This is a genomic window from Ketobacter sp. MCCC 1A13808, assembly GCF_009746715.1.
GTDB lineage: Bacteria > Pseudomonadota > Gammaproteobacteria > Pseudomonadales > Ketobacteraceae > Ketobacter.
Genome location: NZ_VRKW01000001.1, coordinates 656,673 through 681,975 on the forward strand (window position 1 = coordinate 656,673; position 25,303 = coordinate 681,975).

15 protein-coding genes and 1 pseudogene are annotated in these 25,303 nt (G+C 51.2%); 7 read left to right on the forward strand and 9 right to left on the reverse strand.

The window, feature by feature from the left end; genetic code table 11:
- Nucleotides 1–56 precede the first annotated feature (56 nt).
- From FT643_RS02825 to pta, 3 genes are all read left to right on the forward strand, one after another.
- Nucleotides 57–2,177, forward strand: a complete 2,121-nt coding sequence (locus FT643_RS02825) for a S8 family serine peptidase (RefSeq protein WP_156869152.1) — start codon at nt 57–59, stop codon at nt 2,175–2,177.
- A gap of 73 nt (nt 2,178–2,250) precedes the next feature.
- Nucleotides 2,251–3,441, forward strand: a complete 1,191-nt coding sequence (locus FT643_RS02830; RefSeq protein ID WP_198043267.1) for an acetate/propionate family kinase — start codon at nt 2,251–2,253, stop codon at nt 3,439–3,441.
- A gap of 10 nt (nt 3,442–3,451) precedes the next feature.
- On the forward strand, nt 3,452–5,605 hold the full coding sequence (pta, locus tag FT643_RS02835) for a phosphate acetyltransferase (protein WP_156869153.1): 2,154 nt from the start codon (nt 3,452–3,454) through the stop codon (nt 5,603–5,605).
- Between the two features lie 8 nt (nt 5,606–5,613).
- Here pta and FT643_RS02840 read toward each other — a convergent pair whose 3' ends face one another.
- The 3 genes from FT643_RS02840 to FT643_RS02850 all read right to left on the reverse strand — a co-directional run bounded on the left by FT643_RS02840 (nt 5,614) and on the right by FT643_RS02850 (nt 9,716).
- Complete coding sequence (locus tag FT643_RS02840) at nt 5,614–6,471, reverse strand: DUF2797 domain-containing protein (RefSeq protein WP_198043268.1); 858 nt, start codon at nt 6,469–6,471, stop codon at nt 5,614–5,616.
- Nucleotides 6,472–6,560: 89 nt separating this feature from the next.
- Complete coding sequence (locus FT643_RS02845; RefSeq protein ID WP_317621917.1) at nt 6,561–7,802, reverse strand: NADH:flavin oxidoreductase/NADH oxidase family protein; 1,242 nt, start codon at nt 7,800–7,802, stop codon at nt 6,561–6,563.
- Between the two features lie 120 nt (nt 7,803–7,922).
- A complete protein-coding gene (locus tag FT643_RS02850; protein WP_156869154.1) occupies nt 7,923–9,716 on the reverse strand; it encodes a PilZ domain-containing protein in 1,794 nt (597 codons plus the stop codon).
- 252 nt (nt 9,717–9,968) lie between these two features.
- Here FT643_RS02850 and FT643_RS02855 point away from each other — a divergent pair, with 252 nt between their 5' ends.
- Nucleotides 9,969–10,445 (forward strand): peroxiredoxin, encoded by a 477-nt coding sequence (locus tag FT643_RS02855; RefSeq protein ID WP_156869155.1) that lies wholly within the window; start codon nt 9,969–9,971, stop codon nt 10,443–10,445.
- Between the two features lie 67 nt (nt 10,446–10,512).
- Here FT643_RS02855 and FT643_RS02860 read toward each other — a convergent pair whose 3' ends face one another.
- Nucleotides 10,513–11,424 (reverse strand): pirin family protein, encoded by a 912-nt coding sequence (locus FT643_RS02860; RefSeq protein WP_156869156.1) that lies wholly within the window; start codon nt 11,422–11,424, stop codon nt 10,513–10,515.
- Nucleotides 11,425–11,849: 425 nt separating this feature from the next.
- Between FT643_RS02860 and FT643_RS02865 the strand changes: the two genes are divergently transcribed.
- A complete protein-coding gene (locus FT643_RS02865; protein ID WP_156869157.1) occupies nt 11,850–12,674 on the forward strand; it encodes a hypothetical protein in 825 nt (274 codons plus the stop codon).
- A gap of 430 nt (nt 12,675–13,104) precedes the next feature.
- On the forward strand, nt 13,105–16,269 hold the full coding sequence (locus tag FT643_RS02870; RefSeq protein WP_198043269.1) for an Ig-like domain-containing protein: 3,165 nt from the start codon (nt 13,105–13,107) through the stop codon (nt 16,267–16,269).
- Nucleotides 16,270–16,308: 39 nt separating this feature from the next.
- On the opposite strand, the gene FT643_RS02875 is transcribed toward FT643_RS02870, so the two are convergent.
- The 3 genes and pseudogenes from FT643_RS02875 to FT643_RS23845 all read right to left on the reverse strand — a co-directional run.
- Nucleotides 16,309–17,415 (reverse strand): glutathione S-transferase family protein, encoded by a 1,107-nt coding sequence (locus FT643_RS02875; protein ID WP_156869158.1) that lies wholly within the window; start codon nt 17,413–17,415, stop codon nt 16,309–16,311.
- A gap of 64 nt (nt 17,416–17,479) precedes the next feature.
- Nucleotides 17,480–19,702 carry a molybdopterin oxidoreductase family protein gene (locus FT643_RS23840; RefSeq protein ID WP_411267795.1) on the reverse strand — a complete coding sequence of 741 codons (2,223 nt, stop codon included), beginning with the start codon at nt 19,700–19,702 and terminating at the stop codon, nt 17,480–17,482.
- An 882-nt stretch (nt 19,703–20,584) separates the two neighbouring features.
- Nucleotides 20,585–21,343, reverse strand: a pseudogene (locus tag FT643_RS23845) (indolepyruvate ferredoxin oxidoreductase subunit alpha); the annotation flags it as partial.
- Between the two features lie 129 nt (nt 21,344–21,472).
- Here FT643_RS23845 and FT643_RS02885 point away from each other — a divergent pair.
- Entirely contained in the window at nt 21,473–22,483 is a 1,011-nt protein-coding gene (locus tag FT643_RS02885; RefSeq protein ID WP_156869159.1) for a helix-turn-helix domain-containing protein, read from the forward strand.
- Here FT643_RS02885 and FT643_RS02890 read toward each other — a convergent pair.
- Together FT643_RS02890 and FT643_RS02895 are read right to left on the reverse strand one after the other, a co-directional pair.
- Nucleotides 22,480–24,078: a carboxylesterase/lipase family protein gene (locus FT643_RS02890; protein ID WP_156869160.1), complete on the reverse strand. Its 1,599-nt coding sequence runs from the start codon at nt 24,076–24,078 to the stop codon at nt 22,480–22,482. The genes FT643_RS02885 and FT643_RS02890 overlap by 4 nt on opposite strands.
- Nucleotides 24,079–24,227: 149 nt before the next feature.
- Nucleotides 24,228–25,280, reverse strand: coding sequence for a zinc-binding metallopeptidase family protein (locus FT643_RS02895; RefSeq protein WP_156869161.1), 1,053 nt, complete (start codon nt 25,278–25,280; stop codon nt 24,228–24,230).
- Nucleotides 25,281–25,303 lie beyond the last annotated feature (23 nt).

The following is a 25,303-nucleotide window of genomic DNA, read 5'->3' on the forward strand; positions in this document are numbered from 1 at the left end:
CTTTTACGGAAGCTGTCCCTTATAGATATTTTGCTGTTATCTTTACGGGGTCAAACATGAGTTCACTGAGTACGTCCGTTTCAAAATTTATTTTAATTGCCTCTGCCGCATCGGTCTCGACCATAAATGCGCAACCCATTAGCAACGATCTTTTTCAGGCAGAGCAGTGGGGCTTACAAGCAAAAAACACATCCACCTGCGCTGAACGCCCTGAAGTGGATAGCAGCAATTCAACCGTCACCTACACTTGCGATAGTATTACTGACCCCAGTGTCAGTGATGTAGATATCAACGCACCCGAAGGCTGGGCTGCCTATAGTCCGGCCCTCAATCTGAGCCAGCAGGAAGTGGTTATTGCATTAATTGATACGGGTATTGATTACACCCATCCGGACCTGGCTGCAAAAATCTGGATGAACCCTGGCGAAGCCACGGGCGTGGATGTAAATAACAACGGCGTGGATGATGGCTGTGAAGATAATATCGATGGCGACAATAACGGATATTTGAACGATTGCCATGGAGTGAACACGCTGGTTAACCGTGTCCATTCCAATGGCGCACTCAATCCTGCTGCCGGTGATCCGATAGATGATACCGTCGGACATGGCACTAATATGGCCGGCGTGATGATCGCGCAAGCCAATAATCTATCCTCTCAATATCACGGTGGCATTGTGGGTGTCGCTGGATGGGAACCCAATATAAAAATTGCCACCTGCAAAGCCGGTCAAATGGAAACCGATGTTTTTCCCTACATACCCAACGTCGCTATTCCTGCAGCAAAAGAAAAAGCCATTACCGAGTGCACCAGGTATTTTTATAACCTGAAACAGGCCGGTATCAACGTGGTAGTCATTAATTCGTCCGGCGGCATGTCGCAGCATATCAATGTTCACAATCTGATGTACCCGCTGGTGGCGACACCCTATTTATTGAACACCCCGGAAATGTATATGCTGATCGACCTGCTGGAATCAGCCGGTATCATGGTGGTGGCATCAGCCGGCAACAATAGCTGGAGCATCGATCAGGTCACTCACGAACGGGCGTACTTTCCAGCTTCGTTTACCAATAAAAATGTAATCTCGGTGGCTGGCATCAACAACCAGGGCGAGCTTTGGAGTGGTTCCAGTTATGGGCGCTGGTCTGTGGATCTGGCTGCGCCAGGGCAGGATATCCTGAGCACGGTACCGACTGTTCCTTATTTCGATGCCTCCAATTCAGACTTTATTGTCACCCACGGTACTTCCCAATCGGCAGCCTACGTATCAGGTGCCGTTGCGCTGATACGAGCCAATGCGTCAACGTCCAATCTGGATGCGGCCGCTGTTCGACGCTTGTTACTTTCCAGTGGCAAGCCATTACCGGCGCTGGCCGATAAAACGGTATCCGGTTCCATGCTACGGCTGGCTGACAACAATGGTTCGGGTGCGCTCACCTGTAATGATCAAATTTTCCGTCGCCGTCAATCGCCTGCTGCCAACAGCATGATTGCCCTACCCGGTGAAGTAATTAAGCTCGAAGTGGAAAGCTACAATTGCGCAGAGATCAGCACCGAGTCCCAGATCAATGTTACTGTGTCGCCGGGCAATAGCCTGATTTCGTTGTACGACAATGGGCAAGGTGACGATGAAACTGCAGCAGATGGCGTATATTCAGGCTCTTGGACAGTCCCTTACGGCGAATTCGAATATCTGCTTTCGGGTAATTTTGACACGGTTAAAGGCAGTATCGATGAACTGTTAATTCAGGCCAGCCTCATTGAAGACAACACGGACAATACTGATTGGATCGGCAAATGGTGGCCTTCAATTTATCGCTCCGGTTTTTACGGCAACAACTATCGCTATGCCACCAATAAAGATCCGGAAAAAATATTTACCTGGTCACCGACGGTACAACAGGCAGGCTATTACCGTGTATACGCGCGCTGGCCCGACAGCAACAACTTTGCCACCAACGCACTGTTCCGGATTCATGCTCAATCCGACGTTGACGGCAGTACCGTAATTACAGAAAGCGCACAAGATCAAACCAGTGCAGGGGATCAATGGAATAACCTTGGGCTCTACTGGTTCAGTGCGGGTACCAAAACCATCCAGCTAAGCAACTTGCATGCAGATGGCACTGTGGTTGCCGATGCAATACAACTTGTGCCGGAACAAACCCCCTAACCGCAGCGACAAGCGAACCACTCCGGTTTGGTTTCTGATACCATAGACGCTACCCGATTCACTAGGAGCGGCTATGTTGTCAGACACCATACTGGTTATCAACTCCGGCAGTTCTTCTGTCAAATCCGCCTTGTACAGCGCCAGCGGGAACAGCCCCATTCTGCAAGCACAAGCCAACGGACTGGGCGGTTCCGCCGCCGCCACATTAAAAATCACACAGAAAAAAACCAGCCACCGTATTGACCTCCCCGCTGCAGATCATGAAAGTGCACTCAGTGCACTGCTCAACGCTCTGCAAAAGTCGGATCTTACTTCTGCCATCAAAGCGGTCGGGCACCGCGTTGTGCACGGCGGAGAATTTTTCAGTCAGGCTCACATTATTGACAATAAAGTGAAACAAAAAATTCATCAATGTGAAGACCTTGCTCCACTCCATAACCCGGCTAATTTATCCGGCATTGAGATTGTGGAATCCTTACTGCCGGGTATTCCCCAAGTTGCCGTCTTCGATACGGCGTTTCATCGCTCCCTGCCGCCCCGCTCCTTCCATTACGCCATTCCGGCACGATGGTATCGTCAATACAAAGTGCGGCGTTTTGGTTTTCACGGTATTAATCATCAATACATTGCTGAAACCAGCTTGCCTTTATTGGACAGGCTGCAACGACCGCAGCGAATAGTTTCCGCTCATCTGGGCAATGGTTGTAGCATTTGCGCAATAAAAGACGGCCACAGTATTGATACATCAATGGGATTCACGCCACTGGAAGGGTTAATGATGGGCACTCGCAGCGGTGATATTGATGCCGGCTTACTGGAATATTTGTGTGAAAAAGAGAACATGAATATGGAAACCGCCACCCACATTCTGAATAAAGAAAGTGGTTTGAAAGGCGTTTCAGAACTGAGTAATGATATGCGCGAGTTACTGCAGGCTTCTGACAACGGTCATGCCGGAGCGGAACTGGCCATTAATCTGTTCTGCTATCGACTAGCAAAAGCCATCGCTTCCTATCTTGTACCACTGGGTACGATCGAGGCCATTGTATTCACTGGCGGTATCGGAGAACACGCTGCACCGATCCGGCAACGGGTCACTGAATTTCTATCTGGGCTGAATTTTCATTTGGACGCCGATTTGAATAACCGGAATGAAAGTCACATTCGTAATATTGCTGGGGCTGACAGCCGACCGGTGTTTATCATCCCCGCCAACGAAGAATGGATGATTGCTCATCAAAGCTGGAAACTCATACAAGAATAAGGAGCCGCTGTTGAAAACCTTACTGCTATCCCCTACGGAGTCCGGGGTCGGGCTAACTTCTGTCTGCTTAGGTACGCTTCACGCACTGGACCAGATGGGCTTGCGTATCGTGTTTTTTAAACCGATAGCCCACCAATCCGGTGGCGAGGATCGCTCCATATCACTGGTGCAGCAACATACCGGTCTCAACCCTCCAGCCCCCATCCCCTATGCTGATGCCGAAAGTCTTATCGGCAACGGTCAACAGGAACGGTTACTGGAAGACATCATATCCCTGCGTCAACGAGCCCTGGACGACGCCAAACAAACCCAAGGCAATATTGATGTGCTGATTGTGGAGGGCATTCACAGCAACAATGATGACCCGGTTTTTTCCCGCTTCAATTCACTGCTGGCACGAGCATTGGATGCCATGGTAATTTTGATTGCAACCCCTCAGACCAACACCCTGGAAGAATTGCACCGCCACCTGGAAGCCACTGCCAATCAGTTTGGCGGTATCAACGATAACCGGGTTCTGGGGTGCATCATCAACATGTTAAACGCTCCCCTGGATAGACACGGTCGAATTCGCCCCGATATCATGCAACCGACCTACAATGTCACCTTCGGTCTCGACACCATTGCAGAACAACTGGCTCCCCTGCGACGCAATGATTTTGATCTGGTGGGTGCCATCCCCTGGAACAAACACCTGACCGCCCCACGCACCAAAGACGTAGCCGATTTTCTTAATGCCAAGATCTTACATGAAGGCGAGTTATCACAACGTCGGGTTATGCGGGTCATTGTAGCCGCGCAGCGGATAGGCAATTTAGTACAGCAATTGCAGCCGGGCACCCTGGTCATTACACCAGCCGACCGCGACGACGTTATAATTGCCACCGCACTGGCTCAAACCAACGGCGTTGCCCTTGCCGGGCTCCTGTTGACCCAACCTCTGCAAACCAATAACGACATCAAACACTTTTGTCGGCACGCCTTGTCGCAAGGACTGCCGGTGATGGAGATTGATCAGGATTGTTATCAGATGATCAATCTATTGCCGGAATTTAATAACAAAGTGCCCATCGACGATGTCACCCGTGTACGACACCTTCAGGAAACCGTCGCCCAAAATCTGGATAAGGCCTGGCTGGCCAATCTGCTGGCCAGCGAGCGCGCACCCAGAATTTCCCCGGCGGCGTTTCGCTACAGCCTGGTGCAGCACGCACGCCGGCGCCTGATGAAGATAATTTTGCCGGAAGGTAATGAACCTCGCACCATCAGAGCAGCGATCAGTTGTCATCATCGTAAAATCGCGCAGTGCTTGCTGATGGGAGACCCTGCAGAAATAAAGCAAGTGGCGACAGCCCATGGGGAAGAGCTGCCTGACGGCCTTGAAATCATAGATCCGGCCCCGCTGCGGGAACAATACGTCGACTATCTGCTGGAGCTGCGTCAGCACAAAGGGTTAACCCCTGAACGAGCAGCTCAGGAGTTGGAGGACAACGTCGTGCTCGGCACGATCATGCTGAAAAAAGCGGTGGTAGACGGATTGGTGTCGGGCGCGGTTCACACCACGGCCAATACAATACGACCGGCTTTACAACTGATAAAAACCAAACCGGGCGTCAACATCGTTTCTTCCATTTTTTTCATGTGCCTGCCTGACCAGGTCGTCGTTTACGGTGACTGCGCTATTAATCCGGACCCGGATGCAGAGCAACTGGCCGACATTGCTATTGAAAGTGCAGACTCGGCCAGGAATTTTGGAATCGAAGCCAGGATGGCCCTGATCAGTTATAGCACCGGCCAGTCCGGTAGCGGTACCGATGTCGATAAGGTGCGCCAGGCCACTGAGATTGTCGCCCGCAAACGTCCGGACTTGGTTGTCGATGGGCCATTGCAATTCGATGCCGCAGTAAGCCGTAGCGTAGCCGCAAAAAAAGCACCGGACAGCCCGGTTGCCGGTGATGCTACCGTGCTGATTTTTCCGGACCTGAACACCGGTAACACCACCTATAAAGCGGTGCAGAGAAGCGCTAATGTGATCAGTATTGGTCCGATGTTGCAGGGGCTCAATAAACCGGTAAACGATTTATCCCGGGGGGCGAAAGTCGATGATATCATTTATACCATCGCACTCACCGCCATCCAGGCGCAAAAGAGCGAATCGGAATAGCCTGGAAACTAACAGCTCACCTCGACTTCATAGCCGGTAAATTTGCGCACATTAATAACGCCGGTATCGAATATCAGATACTGGCCTTTAATGCCCATCAGCGTGCCGCTGACCTCCGGCTTTTTGTCAAAATTAAAGCTGCTTACTTTAGTTGGATACTCCAGCACCGGATAGTGAATATCAACCGCTTCAGCGTCCGCCAGGAGTTCAATCGAATCCTCACCCAGTTGGTGTTTCAACGCATCTAATTCAAGGCGGCATTGTTCCAGAATGGTATCTCGCTCGGCTACCATATCCAGTGCTTCCACCTGATTTTTCAACATTGCCTGCCATTTCGTTTTATCGGAAACGTATTTGCCGATAGCGATTTCGACCAACCCGGAATGAAACCGGTTTTTAACATTGAACACAGGGATAGCCTGAATGGCACCCTGATCGATCCACCGCGTCGGAATCTGGGTATTACGGGTAATGCCCACTTTAATCCCGGAAGAATTAGAGAAATACACCGTATGCCCCTGAAAACAAAACTGCTCTCCCCACTCCGGTTCGCGACAGGTGCCTTCTGCGTAATGACACAACTCAGGCTTCATGATGCAGGTATCGCATTGGGCCAACGCACGAAAACAAGGGTAACAATACCCCTGACTAAAACTTTTTTTGGTTTTGCGGTTGCAATGGGTGCAGAAAATCTGCCCGGTATAATTCAGTGTCAGGCGTTTGCCTAACAATGGGTTCAAAGGCAGTCCTTCTTCACCCAACCGCAACTGATATTCCACCGGGCTCTGCAATGCAGTTTTCATTTTGGATAGCGTGCCTTTTCCGGACACCGCGCTACCGGATACGTCTAACGTTGAGCTGTGCATAACCCTATGTCCCTCTCCGGACTAAAACAGGGCGCTACGCTACCAATCATCCTGGATCGGGTCAAACGGAAAGACCACGGCCAACCGGACTAATTAGCCCTGAGGCGCTGTGTTTTAAACCCCCGAAAGATAGACACCGCCGTCTGCCTTACAAACACTTTAATCGGGCTTTCGTTCGGTTTTGTTTTCCTGCCATGGGCGATACGCTCCATCTGGCGTGAATACCAGATGGTTTCCATCATCGCCATATTATCCACCATTTTGATACCGGTGATACGCGGTTTAACAGGGTACTTTATGGCTTCACCACGCAATAATTTCTGACTAAAAGCCGGATCAACCGCCAGAGGCCGAGCCAATCCAACCAGATCCGTAGCACCACTATCGATCGCGTCGGCCATGCCCGGCGCAGTGCGGAATCCACCGGTAACCATGAGCGGTGTATCAATACGGCTTCTGATGCGCTCTGCGTATTCCAGAAAGTAGGCTTCACGCTTCTGAGTAGACGCCTTCATATCCCGCCCTGTCATTTGCGGAGACTCATAGGTGCCACCGGAAATCTCAATCAGGTCAATACCGACCTCAGCCAACATCTCTGCTACCTGCATTGACTCTTCCTGAGTGAACCCCCCACGCTGAAAATCCGCCGAGTTCATCTTAATAGAAATAGGAAAATCAACACCGACCGCACTACGGATAGCGCTATAGATTTCGAGTACAAAACGCGCCCGGTTCTGCAGGGAGCCGCCCCACTGATCTTGCCTTTGGTTGTGGTGAGGAGAAAGAAACTGGCTGACCAGATAACCGTGCGCGCCGTGAATCTGGACCCCGCTAAATCCAGCCTTCTTACAAATCGCAGCGGCAGTGGCAAAACGTTGGATAATGTCTTCTATTTGTCCCTGAGTCAGTGCTTTAGGTTGATGGAAATAGGCATCAAATTGCTTGCCTAACGGGATCGCGGACGGAGCCACCGGCTGCCTGCTGACAAGCTTGGGGGACTGTTTTCCGGGATGGTTGAGCTGAACCCATGCCTGGGTGTTGTTGGCAGTCGCTGCTTGTGCCCACCGGGTTAACCGTGGTAAATCACGTTCATCCTCTATCGCCAGATTATTCGGCTCACCTAGCGCAGACCGGTCTACCATCACGTTGCCGGTAATCAATAATCCGGTGCCACCCGTTGCCCAAGCGCGGTACAGATTCACCAACGCGTCCGTTGCGCGGTTATCGGTGGTGGCCAACGCTTCGCTCATCGCGGATTTGGCAAGACGGTTTTTTATGATTACGCCATTTTTCAGTTGCAGCGGCTTGGTCAGCACAGCAATTCCAGTCACAAGTCAGATCCTTATTATCATTTCGATAGGTATGAAACTATCGAATCATGATCTGGCTGTCAAACAATCTATTCCTAATCGACTTCCGAAAACGAAAGACGACCCGAAACTAACCATTCGCTAGCTGACTGCAACCCTTTTATTTATAAAGCTTTGTAACTGATGTATTTGCGGCTCTTCTGCGGTGAACTTAACCCGCGCCAAATGACTTTTAACGGCAATAATTTTCCCTGGAATATCGGCAAAACTAAATTTTAATGCCACACTCTCCCCCTCCGACACAGACACATTCGCAGCAACCCGCAACAAGGCACCCTGTTCCGACAAGTCTTTCACAAACACTTCAGTGGTATTGCCGCCGATGTCACCATCAATCTTTTTGCGGAACGGAATACGGGGAAACTTGCGCCGCGCATCATAGGATCCCAGGCGCTCATACTCCATAAAAATATAAGCAACAACGAAAGCAACCATGCCCCCGCGCACCATTCCGAATAGAAAAAAAGCGATCATATTAGTCAGTGTGGTATTCTCCAGCCCGCGAAACTCCACATGTACCATAAGCTGCAAAATGGCAGAAGCCAATCCATACCAGAGGCTCAACTGGAGCGCCTTTTTAATAACGGATTGTCGCTCAAGATAATCCCGATCCCGGCTCTTGATAGCCACGACCGATACCAGGCCGAATGAAATCGCTAACCAAACGTGGGGTGGGCTAAAACTTTCACGGGTTAATATAAAGAAAATACAGGAACCCAGTGTCGCAAACACAAACGCCAGAAAATACAACGCCAAACTTTTTTGCCCCAGTTTCCTTCTCATGGACTCATTGAAAAATAAACCAAACGCAACTGCGATAGAGTAAGAAATCCAGCCACCAAACGCCCAATTAAAAATGCGTTGCAACTCAAACCAATGGCCCGATCTCCGGCTCACACCCAGTGTATCGAACAACAACAAAGCAACCATGATGGTAAGCGTACAACTCGCCAACAAACTGCCCGCCGAAATCAATACCGGCATCACCAGCCCCACTTTCTTTTCATCAACGTAATCCAGATAAAATCCATATTGTTGCAACACCGTGTACCGTTTATCCCTTTCCGGATAGGCTTTCACCGTATTTTTTGCAAGCTGCTCAAGCAAAGCGCTAAAACGTTCGTCAATATCTTTCTTGTATTCATGAACCGGAATAGAGTCGGGATGTGTATCCAGCTTTGGTAGTACCGCAGCGATTTCCAGCAAGCGTGATTGGTGAGCATCCAAATCTTTTAAATCCTGGTACCCCATATCCAAGGTCCTGTTAAGAGACGCCACGTACAGCGCTTTCAATAGCAACCGGCACAGTAACTTTTCCCCGTGAACGTCCTCACTGGCAACGATTTGCTGCCAAAAGCGTCCCTGCCCAAGCTGAGACACGTTTTCAACTACCGTATCCATTCGACCGTTGTTAAAGTCAGAAAGGCGGCAACTTTCCTGCAATTGCCGTTTCAGATTAACGGCGTCCTTCGGAACCCGAGCCAACAACAACAATGTGCCACGCCAACGCTGATCGATTGCCGATACTTGGGGAATAGTCAAACAACCCAAAACAATCAGCAGGAAAAAGCTATAGCTCTGTTCGCCCAAAATCCGATGGATAGCACCAATGGACGCCTCTAAAGACTGCCCTACTGAAAACTCTGATATCAGTACATTGATATTTTCTACCCGGCTCAAGGAAAAGGTGAACGCGGCGAAGGTGGTCAGGTAGATTGCGCAGTACAGACAGTAAAGCCGATGGTGTATGTAATCTTTCGGGGTACCTTGAAAGCGGCCGACTTCCGTTTCCGGCCATTTATTGAATCGTGGCAACAACACGAAGACAAAAACGAATGCGCACAGTAGCAGGTCCAGGGTGATTTTGGTGTCCATTGCCGTTCTCCATGGCGGGAAACTCTGTGTGTCTACAAACTGTATGCCTATAAGCCGCAATCTCAAGGGATTGTGGCCTGGCTGGTACTATTTACGCTTTCACTGTGGGAAAATGCTCAAACACGGCACCTGTTATTCGAATCGGGCCTGTCAGCCTTCGTTTTAATTCGTCATTTTGAACATCAAATCGCAATATACATTCGTACATGACTGGCTATACAATCAACCTTCACTGAATTAGGGAGCAACAATATGAGTATTGAAATCGGCGATAGCATTCCAAACATGACCTTGATGACCCCGACGGAAAAGGGCCCCGGCCCGCTCTCGACGGATGACATCTTTAACAATAAAAAAGTGGTTCTATTTGCCGTTCCCGGTGCCTTCACACCCACCTGCAGCGCCGCACATTTGCCAGGCTTTGTAGTAAAGGCTGATGAAATCAAAGCCAAAGGCGTCGACTCAATTGTCTGCACCTCGGTCAACGATGCCTTTGTTATGGGCGCTTGGGGTCAGGCTCAAAACGCCGAAGAAATCCTGATGCTGGCCGACGGTAACGGGGAATTTGCTTCTGCCATTGGCCTTACTATGGACGGCAGTGGATTCGGTATGGGCACACGCAGCAAGCGCTACGCCATGATCGTTGATAACGGCATTGTCCAGTATCTGGGAATAGACGAAAAAGCACTGGAGAATTCCACAGCAGAAGCCGTTCTGGCGGCACTGTAAATTCAGGATTAACGGCTTCCACAGTGGTTAATGCGCGTCACAACCACTGTGAAGTCGGTACCCTCCGCTATTCCGGCAAGGGAATAAAGTCCGCCTCATCCCCTGGCACCTTTGGGAAATTCCCCGCTTTCCAATCCTGTTTTGCCTGCTCAATACGCGCTTTGCTGCTGGATACAAAATTCCAATCGATAAAACGCCTGGCCAACTTTTCTCCACCGATAATAGCGATACGGGATTCTTCCACTGCCGTCAGGGTGACTTGCGCCGGGCTGAATATCGCCATGGAATAGGTGTTCAACATCGTATTCTGTGCACGCAGTTTTCCTTGCGCGATGTATACCGCGCGCTCTTCGGTATCAGGCAGGATCAAAGTCTGGCCCGCCTGCAAGTGGGCTTCCACATACAAGGTTTCAGCGAAGACTTTCACCGGCGAAGTAAGTCCATAAGCCGAGCCCATCATGACCCGCAACGATACTCCGCCTACCGTGGTGTGCGGTATCTGTTGAGAGGGGTAGTGAAAAAAACCCGGTTCTGCTTCTTCGTGAATTTCAGGCAAAGCCAGCCACAATTGAAGGCCATGAAGAGTATGATCCACGCAACTGACTTCTGCTCGCTCGCGCTCGGAGTGCACTATACCCCGCCCTGCCAGCATCAGGTTGATGTCACCCGGGCGAATAGCCTGATGACTGCCCAATGAATCACGATGCAGAATTTCCCCCTCGAAAAGGTAGGTTACGGTGGCCAGATTGATATGGGGATGAGGACGAACATTAATGCCTTGTCCCGCTTTGAACTGCGCGGGCCCCATATGATCGAAGAAAATCCAGGGGCCAACCATTTTGCGTGCTTGGGTGGGCAAAACCCGGCGCACGGAAAAACCACCTAAATCCTTTTTCTTTGGTTGCAAGATCAGCTCGATCGCACCGCAGGCTGCGCCAACGTCACACGGCTGTTCCGTCTCTTTGCTTAAATTGCTCATACGATCTCTCCTCGTCGTGTCATACCTATTATCACCATTTAATGTAGCGAGACGAGTATTGACACCGACAGAAGAAGTGCGTATTGTCTCGCCCAACTTTTAATCATGACACCGATTAATCACACATCTAACTAAGGGAGGCCATACATGATATTAACCAGATTGAGCCTCGCGCCCCTTTCCTTCCGCTGAACACCTTTGTTTTTGCCGGTCGATCGGGCCGGGCTCCTGCAAAAAACACCATTTTATACACTACGTTTGCCTTCGTTTTGGATCACGCCGTTTTGCCTGCGTTTTCCCTACGCATATTATCGCCTGGCCAAAAGAACCTAGAAACCAAAGAGGATAAATCATGAAACATTTTAAAACGCAATTTCCCACACATTTTCAAATAAACCCATTCATGTCCGCAGGACGAAAACATTATGAAGAAAGAGACTCTCGATGAGCTCATTGCGTGCCTTCCGGATGACCGTACGCTGTTTCATTATTTCAAAGGCCAGTACGCGTTCTTGTTGTTAGCCTGTGCTATCCGCGAAGAACAAAGCATCAACCAACTAAAGAAGTCACCTTATCAAAGCTTATTGAAACAACCGGATATAAAAAAAATACTTGCCAGGCAAGGTGATGGCAAAGTATCGGCCGGCCTGTTTAAACACCCCTGGCGGAACGATAGCCAACCTTTCGTATTAACGGTAGATACGTGGGGGAAGCACAATCAGTGGCAATACCAGACGACGCGAAAAGGTTGCAATCTGGTGTTACAGCTTAATTTTTCTGAACACCACAACCGGGCATACCAACGGCTGGTGAAGCCCAAAGAAGATTACCTGTTTAATTACTCGGGCCACCCGGTAATGGATCGAGAGAAGCGCCGCCTGTATCGGGAAACCCTGGCCTGGGCACGGATAGATCTGGATCTTGAAAGCAACGAAGCCTTAATTGAAGAAATCCAGAGTGATTGGGTGCGGCGAGCGCGCTATTGCCTGCAAGGTATTCGAAAGGGTGATACCCCCTGGTATCTCGATTGGTGTCACTGCGAACCTGAGGCATTCGTGCGATATGCAGAAAACGTGCTGGCACCATACAACAACATATGGCCCGAAGCGATGCTATCGGCGGCAATTGAAAAAAATCAACTGGTACAAACTGGAGTTGTAATTGGATCTAAACTGAACCTAAAAGGAGTTCGACTATGCCAAAAAGAAATTCCGGATTTCGTAATCCGGTGGCCCGCTCGCCGCTGCTAGGCAAAGGGGGTGTACATACCAAATCGAAAACCGGGCAAAGGGTACGCGCACGGTTAAACACACAGTCAGCGATCGACGATTGGCACCATGAATTCGCAGACAGCAGACCAGAGGACAACCACGGGGAGCAAGCGCTCCCCGATTTACCTCTACTGCCTGTGATCCTGATAGCGTGCTAATCAAAGTCGCATGAATTCCAGGAAAGTAAAGAACGACCAACCTGACTAATAAATTAGTAAAAGTCGGCACTTTGTTACAACAAAGTTTGTCAGATGAGAAGTATGTACGGATTTTAACGTCAAGCCCCTATAGATTTTCCCGCTGTTAAGCACGTTCCACCACGATGACAAAAAACACAATGGAATTTACTATGTTAGCGCCACGATTCAGAAGTGCTCTTCTGATGCCTCTAATGCTCGCGGGAAGCCTAATGACCTCTCCTCTCTATGGAGCTGATGCCGATGGCTCGGATGCCATATACGGAGACGCCATCCAATGGTTTATGGAACAAACCCTGGCCATACCTGCGGTAGCCAGAGACTTCGATGCAGCAATCAACGAACGTCCGTTCCTGATTCCACAAGCCACCTCCCATGCCCTCACCACCGTGCGGGACAAACCCCTAACCTTCACGTTAAAAGCAAGACACTACAGCGACCCCGATTTGCCGGAAGTACCGCTGCAATACGGCATTATCGAGGGGCCTTATCACGGCACCCTGAAAGGCACGCCACCGGAGCTTGAGTATATTCCTGATGCCGGCTTTACCGGCCTTGACCTGATCCGGTTTGAAGTGGATGACGGTGAAGACGGCGCCAGTGAAGGACGCATCGATTTTAAAGTGGCCGGCTCCTATACCCTGTTTGAAAGCGGGCAGGTACGGCCATTGGCGTTGAACAGTGACGGCACACGCTTGTATGCGTTGAATACGCCGGATGGTCGGCTGGAAATTTTTGATGTCAGCAAACAACGACCGGTGCACCTTAAGAGTGTCGCCGTCGGCCTTGAACCCGTCGCGATTGCGTTGCGCAATGACAACGAAGCCTGGGTGGTCAATACCTTATCGGACAGTGTGAGCGTTGTCGATGTCAGCAGCGCTGTGCCTTACGTGAAACACACGTTACAAGTGGGTGATGAACCCCAGGATATTGTGTTCGCGGGCAAGGACGGTCAGCGTGCATTTATTGCAACCGCTCATCGCGGACAGAATTCACCCTCCGACTTTGCTGCCATGACACCGGGGATCGGCAGAGCGGATATCTGGAGTTTCGACGCAGACAGTGTCAATCAGGGCAACAGCGATCCCCTTACCATTGTCACCCTGTTTGGTATGCCGCCCAGAGGGTTGGCCGTTAGCCCGGATGGCAGCACCGTATACGCCGGCATATACAAATCCGGCAATCAAACTGCGTCTGTCACTCATAACTTCCGCGCCGAAGGCAAATACAGCACCAAATTCGGAAAGCCCGGCGTTAAAACCGATGCGGCTGGAGTACGCGCACCCAATACCGGTCTAATTGTAAAGTACGACGGTGAACACTGGGTGGACCTGTACGGCAAGGCCTGGGACCAGTTTGTTCATTTTAACCTACCGGATTACGATGTATTTGAAATCGACGCGGACGCAGCGCTACCGGAAGTCAAGGCACAACACGCTCACGTGGGTACCTCGCTATTTAATCTGGAGGTCAATCCCAAAACCGGGGCAGTTTATGTTTCAAATATGGAAGCCCGCAATGAATTGATGTTTGAAGGCAAAGGTGAGCGTTCCGGTATTCAGACTTTGCGCGGACGCTTCATCGAAAACCGCATTACCGTGATCAAAAACGGCGAGGTGCTACCCCGCGACCTGAATACCCACCTGAATGACGCCAGGCCGGAAGGCTCAGAGGATGACAATGCCCGCAGTCTCGCCTACCCCCTGCAAATGCAGATAGACGACGCGGGTGAAACGCTCTATCTCGCGGCGTATGGTTCCTCTAAAGTGGGGATCTTCGACGTGGATGAGTTAGAAAGTCATTCGTTTACGCCCTCTGCATCTGAGCATATTGAAGTGACCGGTGGCGGCCCCAGTGGTCTGGCACTGGATCAGGCCCGCAACCGTTTGTTCGTTTTGACCCGGTTCGACAACAGCATTTCTGTTATCGACACAGTAACCAAAGCCGAAACCAGTCACACCGCCATGTATAACCCGGAGCCGGACTTCATTGTAAAAGGAAGACCGTTCCTATATGACGCCCGCTTTAGCTCCGGGCGTGGTGACTCGTCCTGCGCCAGCTGTCATCTGTTCGGCGACAACGACGGTCTGGCTTGGGATCTGGGCGATCCCGATAACGCGTGGACAGTCAACCCACGCCCCTACTTTAGCAAAGCCTTTTCACGCTTTGCATTGCGTGTGCACCACCCGATGAAAGGCCCCATGGCAACCCAATCCTTTCGCGGACTGGAATTCCAGGGCCCCATGCATTGGCGGGGCGACCGCACCGGTGCCGTCCGCCTGCACGGGGAATCACTGGAAAAAACCGCGTTCAAGGAGTTTCGCGTTGCTTATGTCGGATTGTTGGGACGGAATACCGAGCCAAGCGAGGAGGAGCTGAATCTGTTCGCCGATTTCGTATTGCAACTGCGTTATCCACCCAATCCCAACCGACAGCTTGACGACACCTTACGTCCCAGCGAAGCAGAAGGCAGTGATACATTCTTTAACGTCAAAACAACGGGGTTCAAATCGCCTTCCACAGGCAATGTCGGTTTGCTGCTGTGTAATGATTGTCACGAACTGAACCCGGACCTGGAACGCTTTGGTTCCAGCACGCTTATGAGCTTCGAAGGGGTTGAATCCTCCCAGGATCTGAAAATTTCGCACCTGCGGTCGTTGTACACCAAAGTGGGGATGTTTGGACAGCAGTTGCGTAAGCCGACCAGCACCTCCAGATTTATGGGTGATCAGCTGTCCGGCTTCGGTTTCGCTCATGCGGGTGCAGATGACACCATAGAAACCTTTCTGACACTGAAAGTGTTTCATATTCCGGAAGAATTGTTGCAGGGTCTGATTGATTTTATGATGGTATTTCCCACCGGACTGGCGCCCATAACCGGACAGCAAGTAACGCTGAACGCCGCACACCAAGATCAGGGGGATCGCCTGGATTTAATGGTTGCACAGGCTTTGGCCCATACTCTGGCAGAGGGGCCGCTAAAGCCGCAATGCGAATTAGTCGCCCAAGGCACCATTGCAGGGGCATCACGCAACTGGTTATTAAAAGAGGATGGCCGTTTCCATGGGGACAAGGCATCCGATCCCGCCTTAGCGGATGCAGGACTACGCCGGTTAGCACTGCAAGCCGGAAACTCGGTTACCTTTAGCTGTGTGCCCTTCGGCAACGGCAAGCGCATTGCACTGGATCGCGATGAGGATGGTGTGTTAAACCGGGATGATGGCGCACTGTATGGTAAACCTGAAACCAACGTTGCTGCGGCCAATCCGCTGGCACCCAAAGAAGTAGACGAACTGGTGGATGCCGTGGAGGGCGGCTTCGAACGGGAGTTCATGCAAAAACTCATGGGCGACTTTCCGAGTTTCCGCCGTTTTTAAGACAAACGAACCAGGGGGTGCCTGCCCCCTGGTTTGTTACTAGCCTAACAGTAAACGATTATTCTTACGCACGACCCGCTGTGTAACCGGATGGCGCAATAACTCCAGCGCTCCCGGTAACACTGCCAGCCTGCGCTCTACTGTTGTTCGGTTTTCTTCGTTCATACCCTGGTAGCAATCATAGGGGCGCTGCCACATCCACTGGCAATAGGGAAACACTAAGCGCTCTGCTTCGGCACCTTCCACAGTAAAAGTATGCGAACCGATTGCGCGTGAAATTTCCTGTTCCGCTTTGCCGTCGGCGTTCACGCTGGCCCACTCTGCAACCCTGTCCAGTGTTGAACGGATCACCGGCCCCTGCTCCCTGAACATGCGTTGCAACACCGGCATCAAGGTTTCCGGCACCTGATCATCCGGTAAAAAATCACCGGTTAACGGGTCTGGGTTAATCATCCGGTTCACCCAGGCTACGACGTTTGGAGCCTGTTCTTGCATTAGACGACCGGAATAAGGATCGCGATAAAGGTGAGCGTAGAGTGGACCTATGAGGCCGAAGTCGCCGATGCAAGGGCGCGTACCCAACAGAAACGGCGTCGCCTTAAAATGCCGGTCCAACTCTTTCAGCAACCCCAGATAACTGGTTTCGATTGCCTTTGTATTGGTGTCGGAAACACCCAGAACCGGCAACGACCCGGCAAACGGGCCTGACATTTTTTTTCCGACAATTAATTGCTCTTCAGCACTGGCGTCCGGCACCGAGGTACGCCCGAATTCGGCAACGGCAAAATCCTTGTTTTCCTCGATATTCCAGCGGTAATGCATGGCAGGAATGACCAGCCACTCATCGCCATAGACTTCCAACAACAACGCAATCAGTTTCTGAAAGGGAGTGGATGGATAAACCGGGGCCTCCACATAGCGCCGCTCCAGATAATCGATTATTTCCGTGGTGTCCTGCAATGCCTGATCATCATCGGTAATTAATACCGGGATATATCGCACACCGGTGCGGGCGATAATGGTGTCGCGGTAAACCTCACCGGAAGCGACAACCTCATCGAACGGGATCTTTTTATATTGCAGATAACATCGAAGTTTGCCGGTATACAGGGAAACTTCGGCACCAATAAGTTGATGTTTTGTCATATCAAATGAACCCTTTTCTGACTGTGTGATCGCGAGTCTGAAACTCTACCATACCCACAACAGGTTATCCGACCGCCGAAATACGTACTGGCACCCCATTGAGCGCGGCATTACCGGTAAAACGATCGTACAGTTGGTCATCCGTGAGATCATTCACGCTGACCCCCGGATTGCTTTGCGCCACCTGCAATGCAATTCCTTCGCGATTATGCCCCCAACCATGGGGCAAACTGACAACACCGGGCATCAAATCTTCACTCAGACGAACATCCACTTCCAGCTCACCGACCCGACTGCTCACAGTCACTCGACCCCGATCTTTAATCCCCCGTCCTGCCGCATCCTGCGGATGCATGAGTAGCGCGCAACGATCTTTGCCTTTTACCAAACGCTTGCTGTTGTGCATCCAGGAATTGTTGGTGCGCAGATCACGGCGACCAATCAGAATCAGTGGCTGTGCGTCGGCTTCTGATTCAGACACGGCACTGTCAAAAAACGTATCCAATCGTTGCAGGTCTTCGAGCACCGGCGGCGGAATCAGATTGATTTTTTTATCGCGGGTGAACAGGTACTCCGGCAGGCACGATTGCATCGGCCCCAGATCCAAACCATGAGGAAATTGCTTCAATACCTTCAGACTTAAACCTTGCTCTTGTTCAACCGGCTCGCCATTGATGTATGCACTGAACTTCTCGCCATACGGCCCGCTTCTTAAGCCGAAGTCCACCATGCCTACCGGGTCGATCTCGGGTTTTCCCGGAACCGGGTCGCCGCCCTGCTTAAGCCGGGTGATTCGTTTGGTGATACCTTGCATAATATCCCAATCGGATCGGCTGTCTTCCGGCGACTCAAACAAAGGCTCGGCAAATTTTGCCACGTTGCGTACAGCTAGCAAGTTAAACACCAGATCGTATTGCTCGTGCTCCAGCGGCCCTGTGGGTGGCAGAATAAGATCCGCATGACGCGAAGTTTCGTTCAGATAGAAATCCACGGACACCACAAACTCCAGCTGTTCCAGTGCTGCGTCCAATTGACGTCCGTTGGGCGCCGACAGCACAGGGTTACCCGCCATACAAATAAAGGCTTTGATCTGACCTTCACCCGGTACCAGCATTTCCTCAGCCATCACGGTGGTCGGAAATTCACGATTGAATTCCGGTAGGCCACTGACCCGGCTTTGGTATTGATTAAAGCTACCGGCAGTAGAAGGCTTGATCGCCATGTTGACTGCGGGTTGGGTAAACATGCTGCCACCGGGGCTATCCAGGTTACCAGTGAGTATATTCAACACGTTCATTAGCCAGTGGTTGAGGGTACCGAAAGATTGCGCCGAAACGCCCATACGCCCGTAACAGACCGCTTTCTCTGCCGCCGCAAATTCTTCGGCAATACGCTTAATTTCGCTCGCCGGTATGCCACACAACGCGCTGATGTTGTCCAGCTCGTATGCTTCGAACATCGCCGTCAGCTGATCCCATTGGTCTGATAACGGTAACAGATGACCAGGGTCGAAAAGTCGCTCACGAACAATGTGCTGAATCAGCCCGATAAGAAAAAGCGCATCGGTGGTTGGACGGATATAATGGTGTTCGGACGCATAAATAGCGGATTCGGTTTTCCGTGGATCCAGTAACACCAATTTCCCGCCACGCTCTTTGATCGCCTGCAAGCGGCGCAACACGTCACCGGAGGACATCAAGCTGCCGTTGGAGGCCGCCGGGTTCGCACCCAGCATCAGCATGTAGTCGGTTCGGTCAATATCGGGAATGGTAAAGATCTGTCCATGGCCGAACATCAGATAGGACATCACCTGATGTGGCATCTGGTCCAGCGAAGCCGCGGTATACAAATTTCTGGAGCCCAGCGCCTTACGGAATTTGCCGGTCGCCAATAACAAGCCCAGGTTATGTGATGTCGGATTGCCCCAATACCCGGCTATTGCGTCATTACCGTGGCGTGCCTGAATATCCACAAACCGCTCCGCTACCAGATCAAACGCATCGTCCCATTCAATCGGCTGCCATTCGTCATTGACTTTGTGCAAGGGTTTTTTCAAACGATCAGGGTCATTGTGTAAATCCTGCAGGGAATAACCTTTCGGACATATATGCCCCTGACTATGCTGATCGTCGGCATCACCCGCTACCGAAAGAATTTTATCGCCCTGATATTCAATCTTCACTCCACACATCGCTTCGCATAAGGTGCACGTGCGGAAATGGGTTTTAACCGGTAATTGTGCCCGAGCATTTTCATCCGCTTCACGCTGAGCACGCGCATCACGGATGATTTTTAACATGGCGTTGACGTCGGTTATTTTGCGACGGGCACGGCCTTCTATACGCCCCTGTTCGAGTTCATGTTGGTCCAGTAAACGCCAGTCTGCAAAATCAATGTAGTTCACCTGCCGTTCTTTCAGCAGCAATTCAATGTCCTGCAGATCCGTGCCAGCGTTTTTGCCGGCCAAATCCAGCAGCATCTGACCCACGGTATCGCTGGCGCAGTGTTTATTGCTTCCGATCACACCACTGGCGCCCCGCTTAATCCAACCCGCCGCGTATTCTCCCGAACCGGTATCCACAACACCATTGGATATGCGGCCGTTAACATGGCTAATCACACCCCGTTGCGCATCAAAGGGCACACCTGCGACTGCATCTCCCTGATATCCGATGGCATGTACAATCAAGCCTGCATGCAGATTGAAGGTTTGCCCGGTTGCCACAGCAGAGATGCGTCCCCGCTCATCACGCTGCATTTCGTTACGCACCAGAATCATTTCTTTGACACCATCATGGGTGGCATCGATTTGCAACGGACTGGCATTAAAAATAAATCGGATCGCTTTACTGCCCGCTTCAAGCGATGGCGTGCGTTGAGCGATTTGCCGCAGCAACTCCATGTTTTGGCGCACTTCGCTGAACTCAGGTAATTGCAATTGAGCCTGGGTTTCACTGTCCAGCTCCAGATCCAGCGGATCGACTATCAGCTGGAGTCCCGCAATGGTCATCAACTGTTCCAGTTCTTTCGGCGTGAACGCCGCTTGTGCTGGGCCACGCCGTGCTACCAGGCACACCTCCTCTACTTTGCTGGTATTGAACAGCGCCAGTGCTTCGTCAGCAACGTCGGTTTTCGCCAGCACATCGGGATCAAGCACCAGCATCCGTGCGATATCCAGTGCCACATTTCCGATTCCGATCACCACCGCGCTTGGCTCCGTCAGATCAACCTGCAGCCTGCGGTGATCCGGGTGACCGTTGTACCATCCAACAAAGACCGAAGAACCAAAAATATTGGGCAATGTTGCCCCCGGTATCGTCAACTCACGGCTTTTCGCACCGCCGGTGGCGTAAATCACACCATCGTAGCGTTGCACTAAATCGTCCCGCGTAACCTCCTGACCAATTTGCACGTTGCCGAAAAAACGGAAGCGGGCGTGTTCGGCGATACGTTCAAAGCTCGCACTAACGGATTTTATACGCGGATGGTCTGGGGCCACGCCGTAGCGAACCAAACCGAACGGAGTCGGCAAGCGCTCAAACATATCCACCTGCGCCGCCGGCATCTGCTTCAATAATTCTTCTGCTGCATAGAAACCGGAAGGGCCTGATCCAACGACGGCGAAACGCCCTGCGAACGCGGCCACAGGAGACGCCGCCACATCGTGCCCGATACTTTCCCGAATCACCGGGTAGATTTGCGCTTTCTCTTCATTCAACTGAATAAAATCACGCATTTCGTCAGGCACAGCAGTTTGAGGAAAAATGGCCCGCTCCGGACATTCCGTCAGGCAGGCATTACAATCAATGCAAACCGCCGGATCGATATACAGCATTTCCGGCCCTTCGCGGAACGCTTCCACAGGACAGACGTCCACGCAACTGGTGTGTTTGTTGCCGATACACGCCTGGGTGACCACATACGCCATGGGAAGCTCCTATTCCGGTTGCTCAATAATTTTTTAAGGGGGCATTCCATGCTAGGGCTATACCCTGTATAAGTATCGACACTTTTACACACCATTGATATTTTGTGCCAAATAAACAACACTGTTGCTATGAATTCAAATGACCCCCATCTGCCCAGCAGTTTTCTTGACCCCCTGATCTGCTATCTGGATATTCGCGGTCTGGATGCGCCTGCCCTTCGTGCCGACATCGCAGCTCTGAGCCAGGATCCGCGGATTAACACCACCGCCTTTACCGATCTGTTAAACCGGATCTATCAACTGGAACCGGTGCCGGCTCTGGGCATGCGTATTGCTGCGGTCACCAAACCCGAGCATTTCGGCGTGGTTGGCTACCTGCTGACTTCCTGCAGCACTCTGGGACAGGCACTGATTCGCTACGGCCGCTTTCAGGCGCTGGTGTTTACCGGTTTAAATGCCGTTGTACGGAAAAGCCGTAACGCAGTAAGCCACCGCTGGAATTTGAGTGACCAGGGAACGCATCTTTCCTGTGAATACAGCGTTGCTATCTTCGTCAATTTATATCAATCGCTAATCGGTAAAAAAATCCCGCCAGTAAGCGTCGGGGTTCCCATTAGTAAAAATAAGGACTATAAAATATACGAAGCCTTGCTTGGTTGTCCGGTGGAATTTGATTGCTCTTGCTTGCGGGTGGATATTCCAGCCCAAGCAATGTTGATGACCATTTCCAGCAGCGACGCTTACCTGTTGAAATTATTTGATGAGCAGGCCCAATCCATGTTGGGTCAAACCAAAGCAACGTCCGATAGCTTTGATCAATTCCTAAAGCAATTACAGCAACAACTACTGATAGCGATGAAAGACGGCGACACCAGTGCCAACACTGTGGCAAGCCAAATGGGGTTTGCCCTGCGTACGTTTTACCGTAATTTGAGCAATCATGGTTACAGTTACCGCTCGGTATTGGCGAATTCAAGAAGACAATTGGCCAAACGCTATCTGGCCGATCCCGCATTGTCTCCGTCGGAAGTGGCACTGCTGCTCGGCTATTCCGAGCAGAGTGCATTTATCAGAGCATTTAAAGGCTGGATGGGTATGACCCCGGGGGAATATCGCCGAACCCTTACCCGCAATACTTAACTCTCAGCAAATCCGTACCAGAATTCACAATGGTGCTTTTGATGGAAATTCAAAGTGGGGTAAGCCAGCCACGGCTTGAGACTTTGCATTACCGGTAGCGACGTTTTAAAACGGAACCAATAAGGAGCCAGATTCACATTCGGATTTCCGTGACGGGCAAAACTCGCCCAATAGCTGAGCATTTGATGCTCCAGCGCTTGTTGCGGTTTGGTTTTTTCTGTTACCAGGCTATTCGGCGTTTGCATAATATATTGCACATCCGAGCCATGATACGCGCCGTATGGGAAGCTGATGGGCGGTAACAAAGGCGCAGGTTCAGGGTCTGCAAATTCATAGGCATAAGTAGGTACAAATGCCGCCAGCCAAAACGACATAGCCTGCGCGTTGCAGGCAAACGCCGCATCGGTGCCCAACGCTATTAACGCCAATCCGGGAGAAGCATAATCGGACAGCGGATACTCGGCCTGAGCCAAAGGCGCAATGACCTCGGGTATGCCGGCCCCTATTATGGACTGCAAATAGTTTTCCTCTGTCACCGGGTTTCCTACCAGTTCGTTTAACGCGGCCACATACAAACTAAACTCATCACTGGTTGAACCGTTCATCACCGGCATATGATGAAATTCGCCGGTGGAAATCGCATTGGTGATTTGCTGTGGAATGGTCGCGCCGTCCACCACGATCGGATACTGGGTAGCGATAGAACCCTGGTTCTCCAGAATGGTGGCCACCTCCAGATTGCGCAAACATTCCGCTGATTGATCTTCACACCCCATGGCCACGGCCAGTGCCGAACCGGCCACTTCCCATTGCTGCTGGGTGGGCTCTTCTAACGTATAAACGCCGCTCTGCACGATGGCTTTATGAAACAAGCCAGCAGAAGCCGGTGATACCAGGTTCGCCAGGACACTATACCCGCCCGCTGATTGACCGCTGAGGGTAACGTTATCCGGGTCGCCGCCGAAGGCTGCGATGTTATCCCGCACCCAACGTAAAGCCGCCTGCTGATCCATCAAACCGTAATTTCCAGAGTTGCCCGCTTCGGTTTCAGCAGCGAGCGCCGGATGACTGAGGTAACCCAGAGCACCCAAGCGGTAGTTGATAGTCACCACAACCAGATTACGCTTCACCAGCTTGACCGGGTCATAGAGGCTGCTCACGCCGCTGGTCAGCGATCCACCATGCATCCACACGACCACCGGCAACTTCTGTTGCGCATTTTTTCCTTGCCGGGGTTTGGGCTTGTATACATTTAATGACAAACAGTCTTCATTTTCACTGCCCACTCCGTAGGGGGACGCAATTTGCGGGCAGGCCGCTCCGGCTACAGTGGCATCAAACTCCGAGCCGATCACGGCCGGTTGTGGGGGCTGCCAACGCAACGCATCAACGGGTGCGGCGGCATAAGGGATGCCAACAAAGCTGGCTCCGTAATCGGTGGATATGCCGTTATAAAGCGTTGTGCCGGTATTTACAGAGGCTTGGGTCGCGGGTGTATCAACCCCGTTCGCGAAACCGGGAGAAGCGTGCAGTAATCCGATACTAAGTAGCGTTGCAGTAAGCAAGCGCAATTTAACGTTAAACAGATCTTTCATAAGGAATCCCTGTCCTGTTTTTTATTGTTTAGATTGAGTGAAAGTAAGGCAGCACAAGAATAAACATTCATTCTACAGAAGCGCAACCGATTCTTTGTGAAGAACGTACCCGGGAGCGGCAATTTCGGCGGCCTTATTTACAAAAACCCTCAGGATTCCGCTACCGCCATTAACAGTTTTATAAACGATTCGCAGGAGGAAGCCGCCGCCGATTCATCCATGGTGTGATACCCGGAAGTGGGAATCTGAATGGTGGTGCCGTCCACCAAGCCACCCGATGTGGATGTAATACGCCCCAATTCGGTACTGCCCAACGACATCACCGAAGTAATGCCTTCCAGCGCATTTTGTTTGTTTTTTGCTTCTATGTAGGCGTCTTTATAGGAAAACGGAATATTCATCTTGTGACAAAGCGATTCTACTTTATTGGTCAGGTCCACATTGAACACCGCGTTGGCGTCCTTTCTGCGTAACACGACGTGTTGCTGGTCAACGGCTTGGTCATCCGGAAAGGGACTGGTATCCACGACGATTAAATGGTTGGTGGAACGTCCGAAGCGACGGAACCACTCCAACAGATAGCGCCAACTTTTTCCGGACTCTTCCTGGGCCGTGAAGAACGCGGTGCCCTCAAAACCAAGCTCGAACAGATACACTAATGCAGCCGCCGTTAACACGTTATCCAGTTGCCCCAAATAACGCCCGTTCTCAATACGCAAACGATCGTTAAACGCAACCGGGGTGCCCGCAACCAAATACTCCAGACCGTCGACACAAAAGATCAGGTTATTACGGAATTCGCAGATATAAGCGTCTTTAATGGTGCCCGCGCCACGGTAGGCACCAGACCAGGGATCATAGGCCATCACCGGAACGGATTTAAAGCGATGAGCGACGGTATTCATCATTTGTTCTGACACGGAGTTTCCCAACAGATCCGAACGACTGCCGGACACAAAGGCAGCGTATTGAAACTCATTGGGGCCGGTACAAATTAAGCCATGGCGATCAATATGAGCAGAATACATCGCACTGAATGGTTGGGAACCATGCGCCACCAGCACACCTTCGTACCAGGTTACGGACGCACCCCGCTCCACCAGTACCCGTTCCAGAACTCGAAAAAAACTGTGCTCACACCCAACCACGGTGGGGTAGCGGATCAACTCTTTCAGGATATCGGTATAAGCGGATATATTCATCGAAAATACTCAGAGGATAGTGG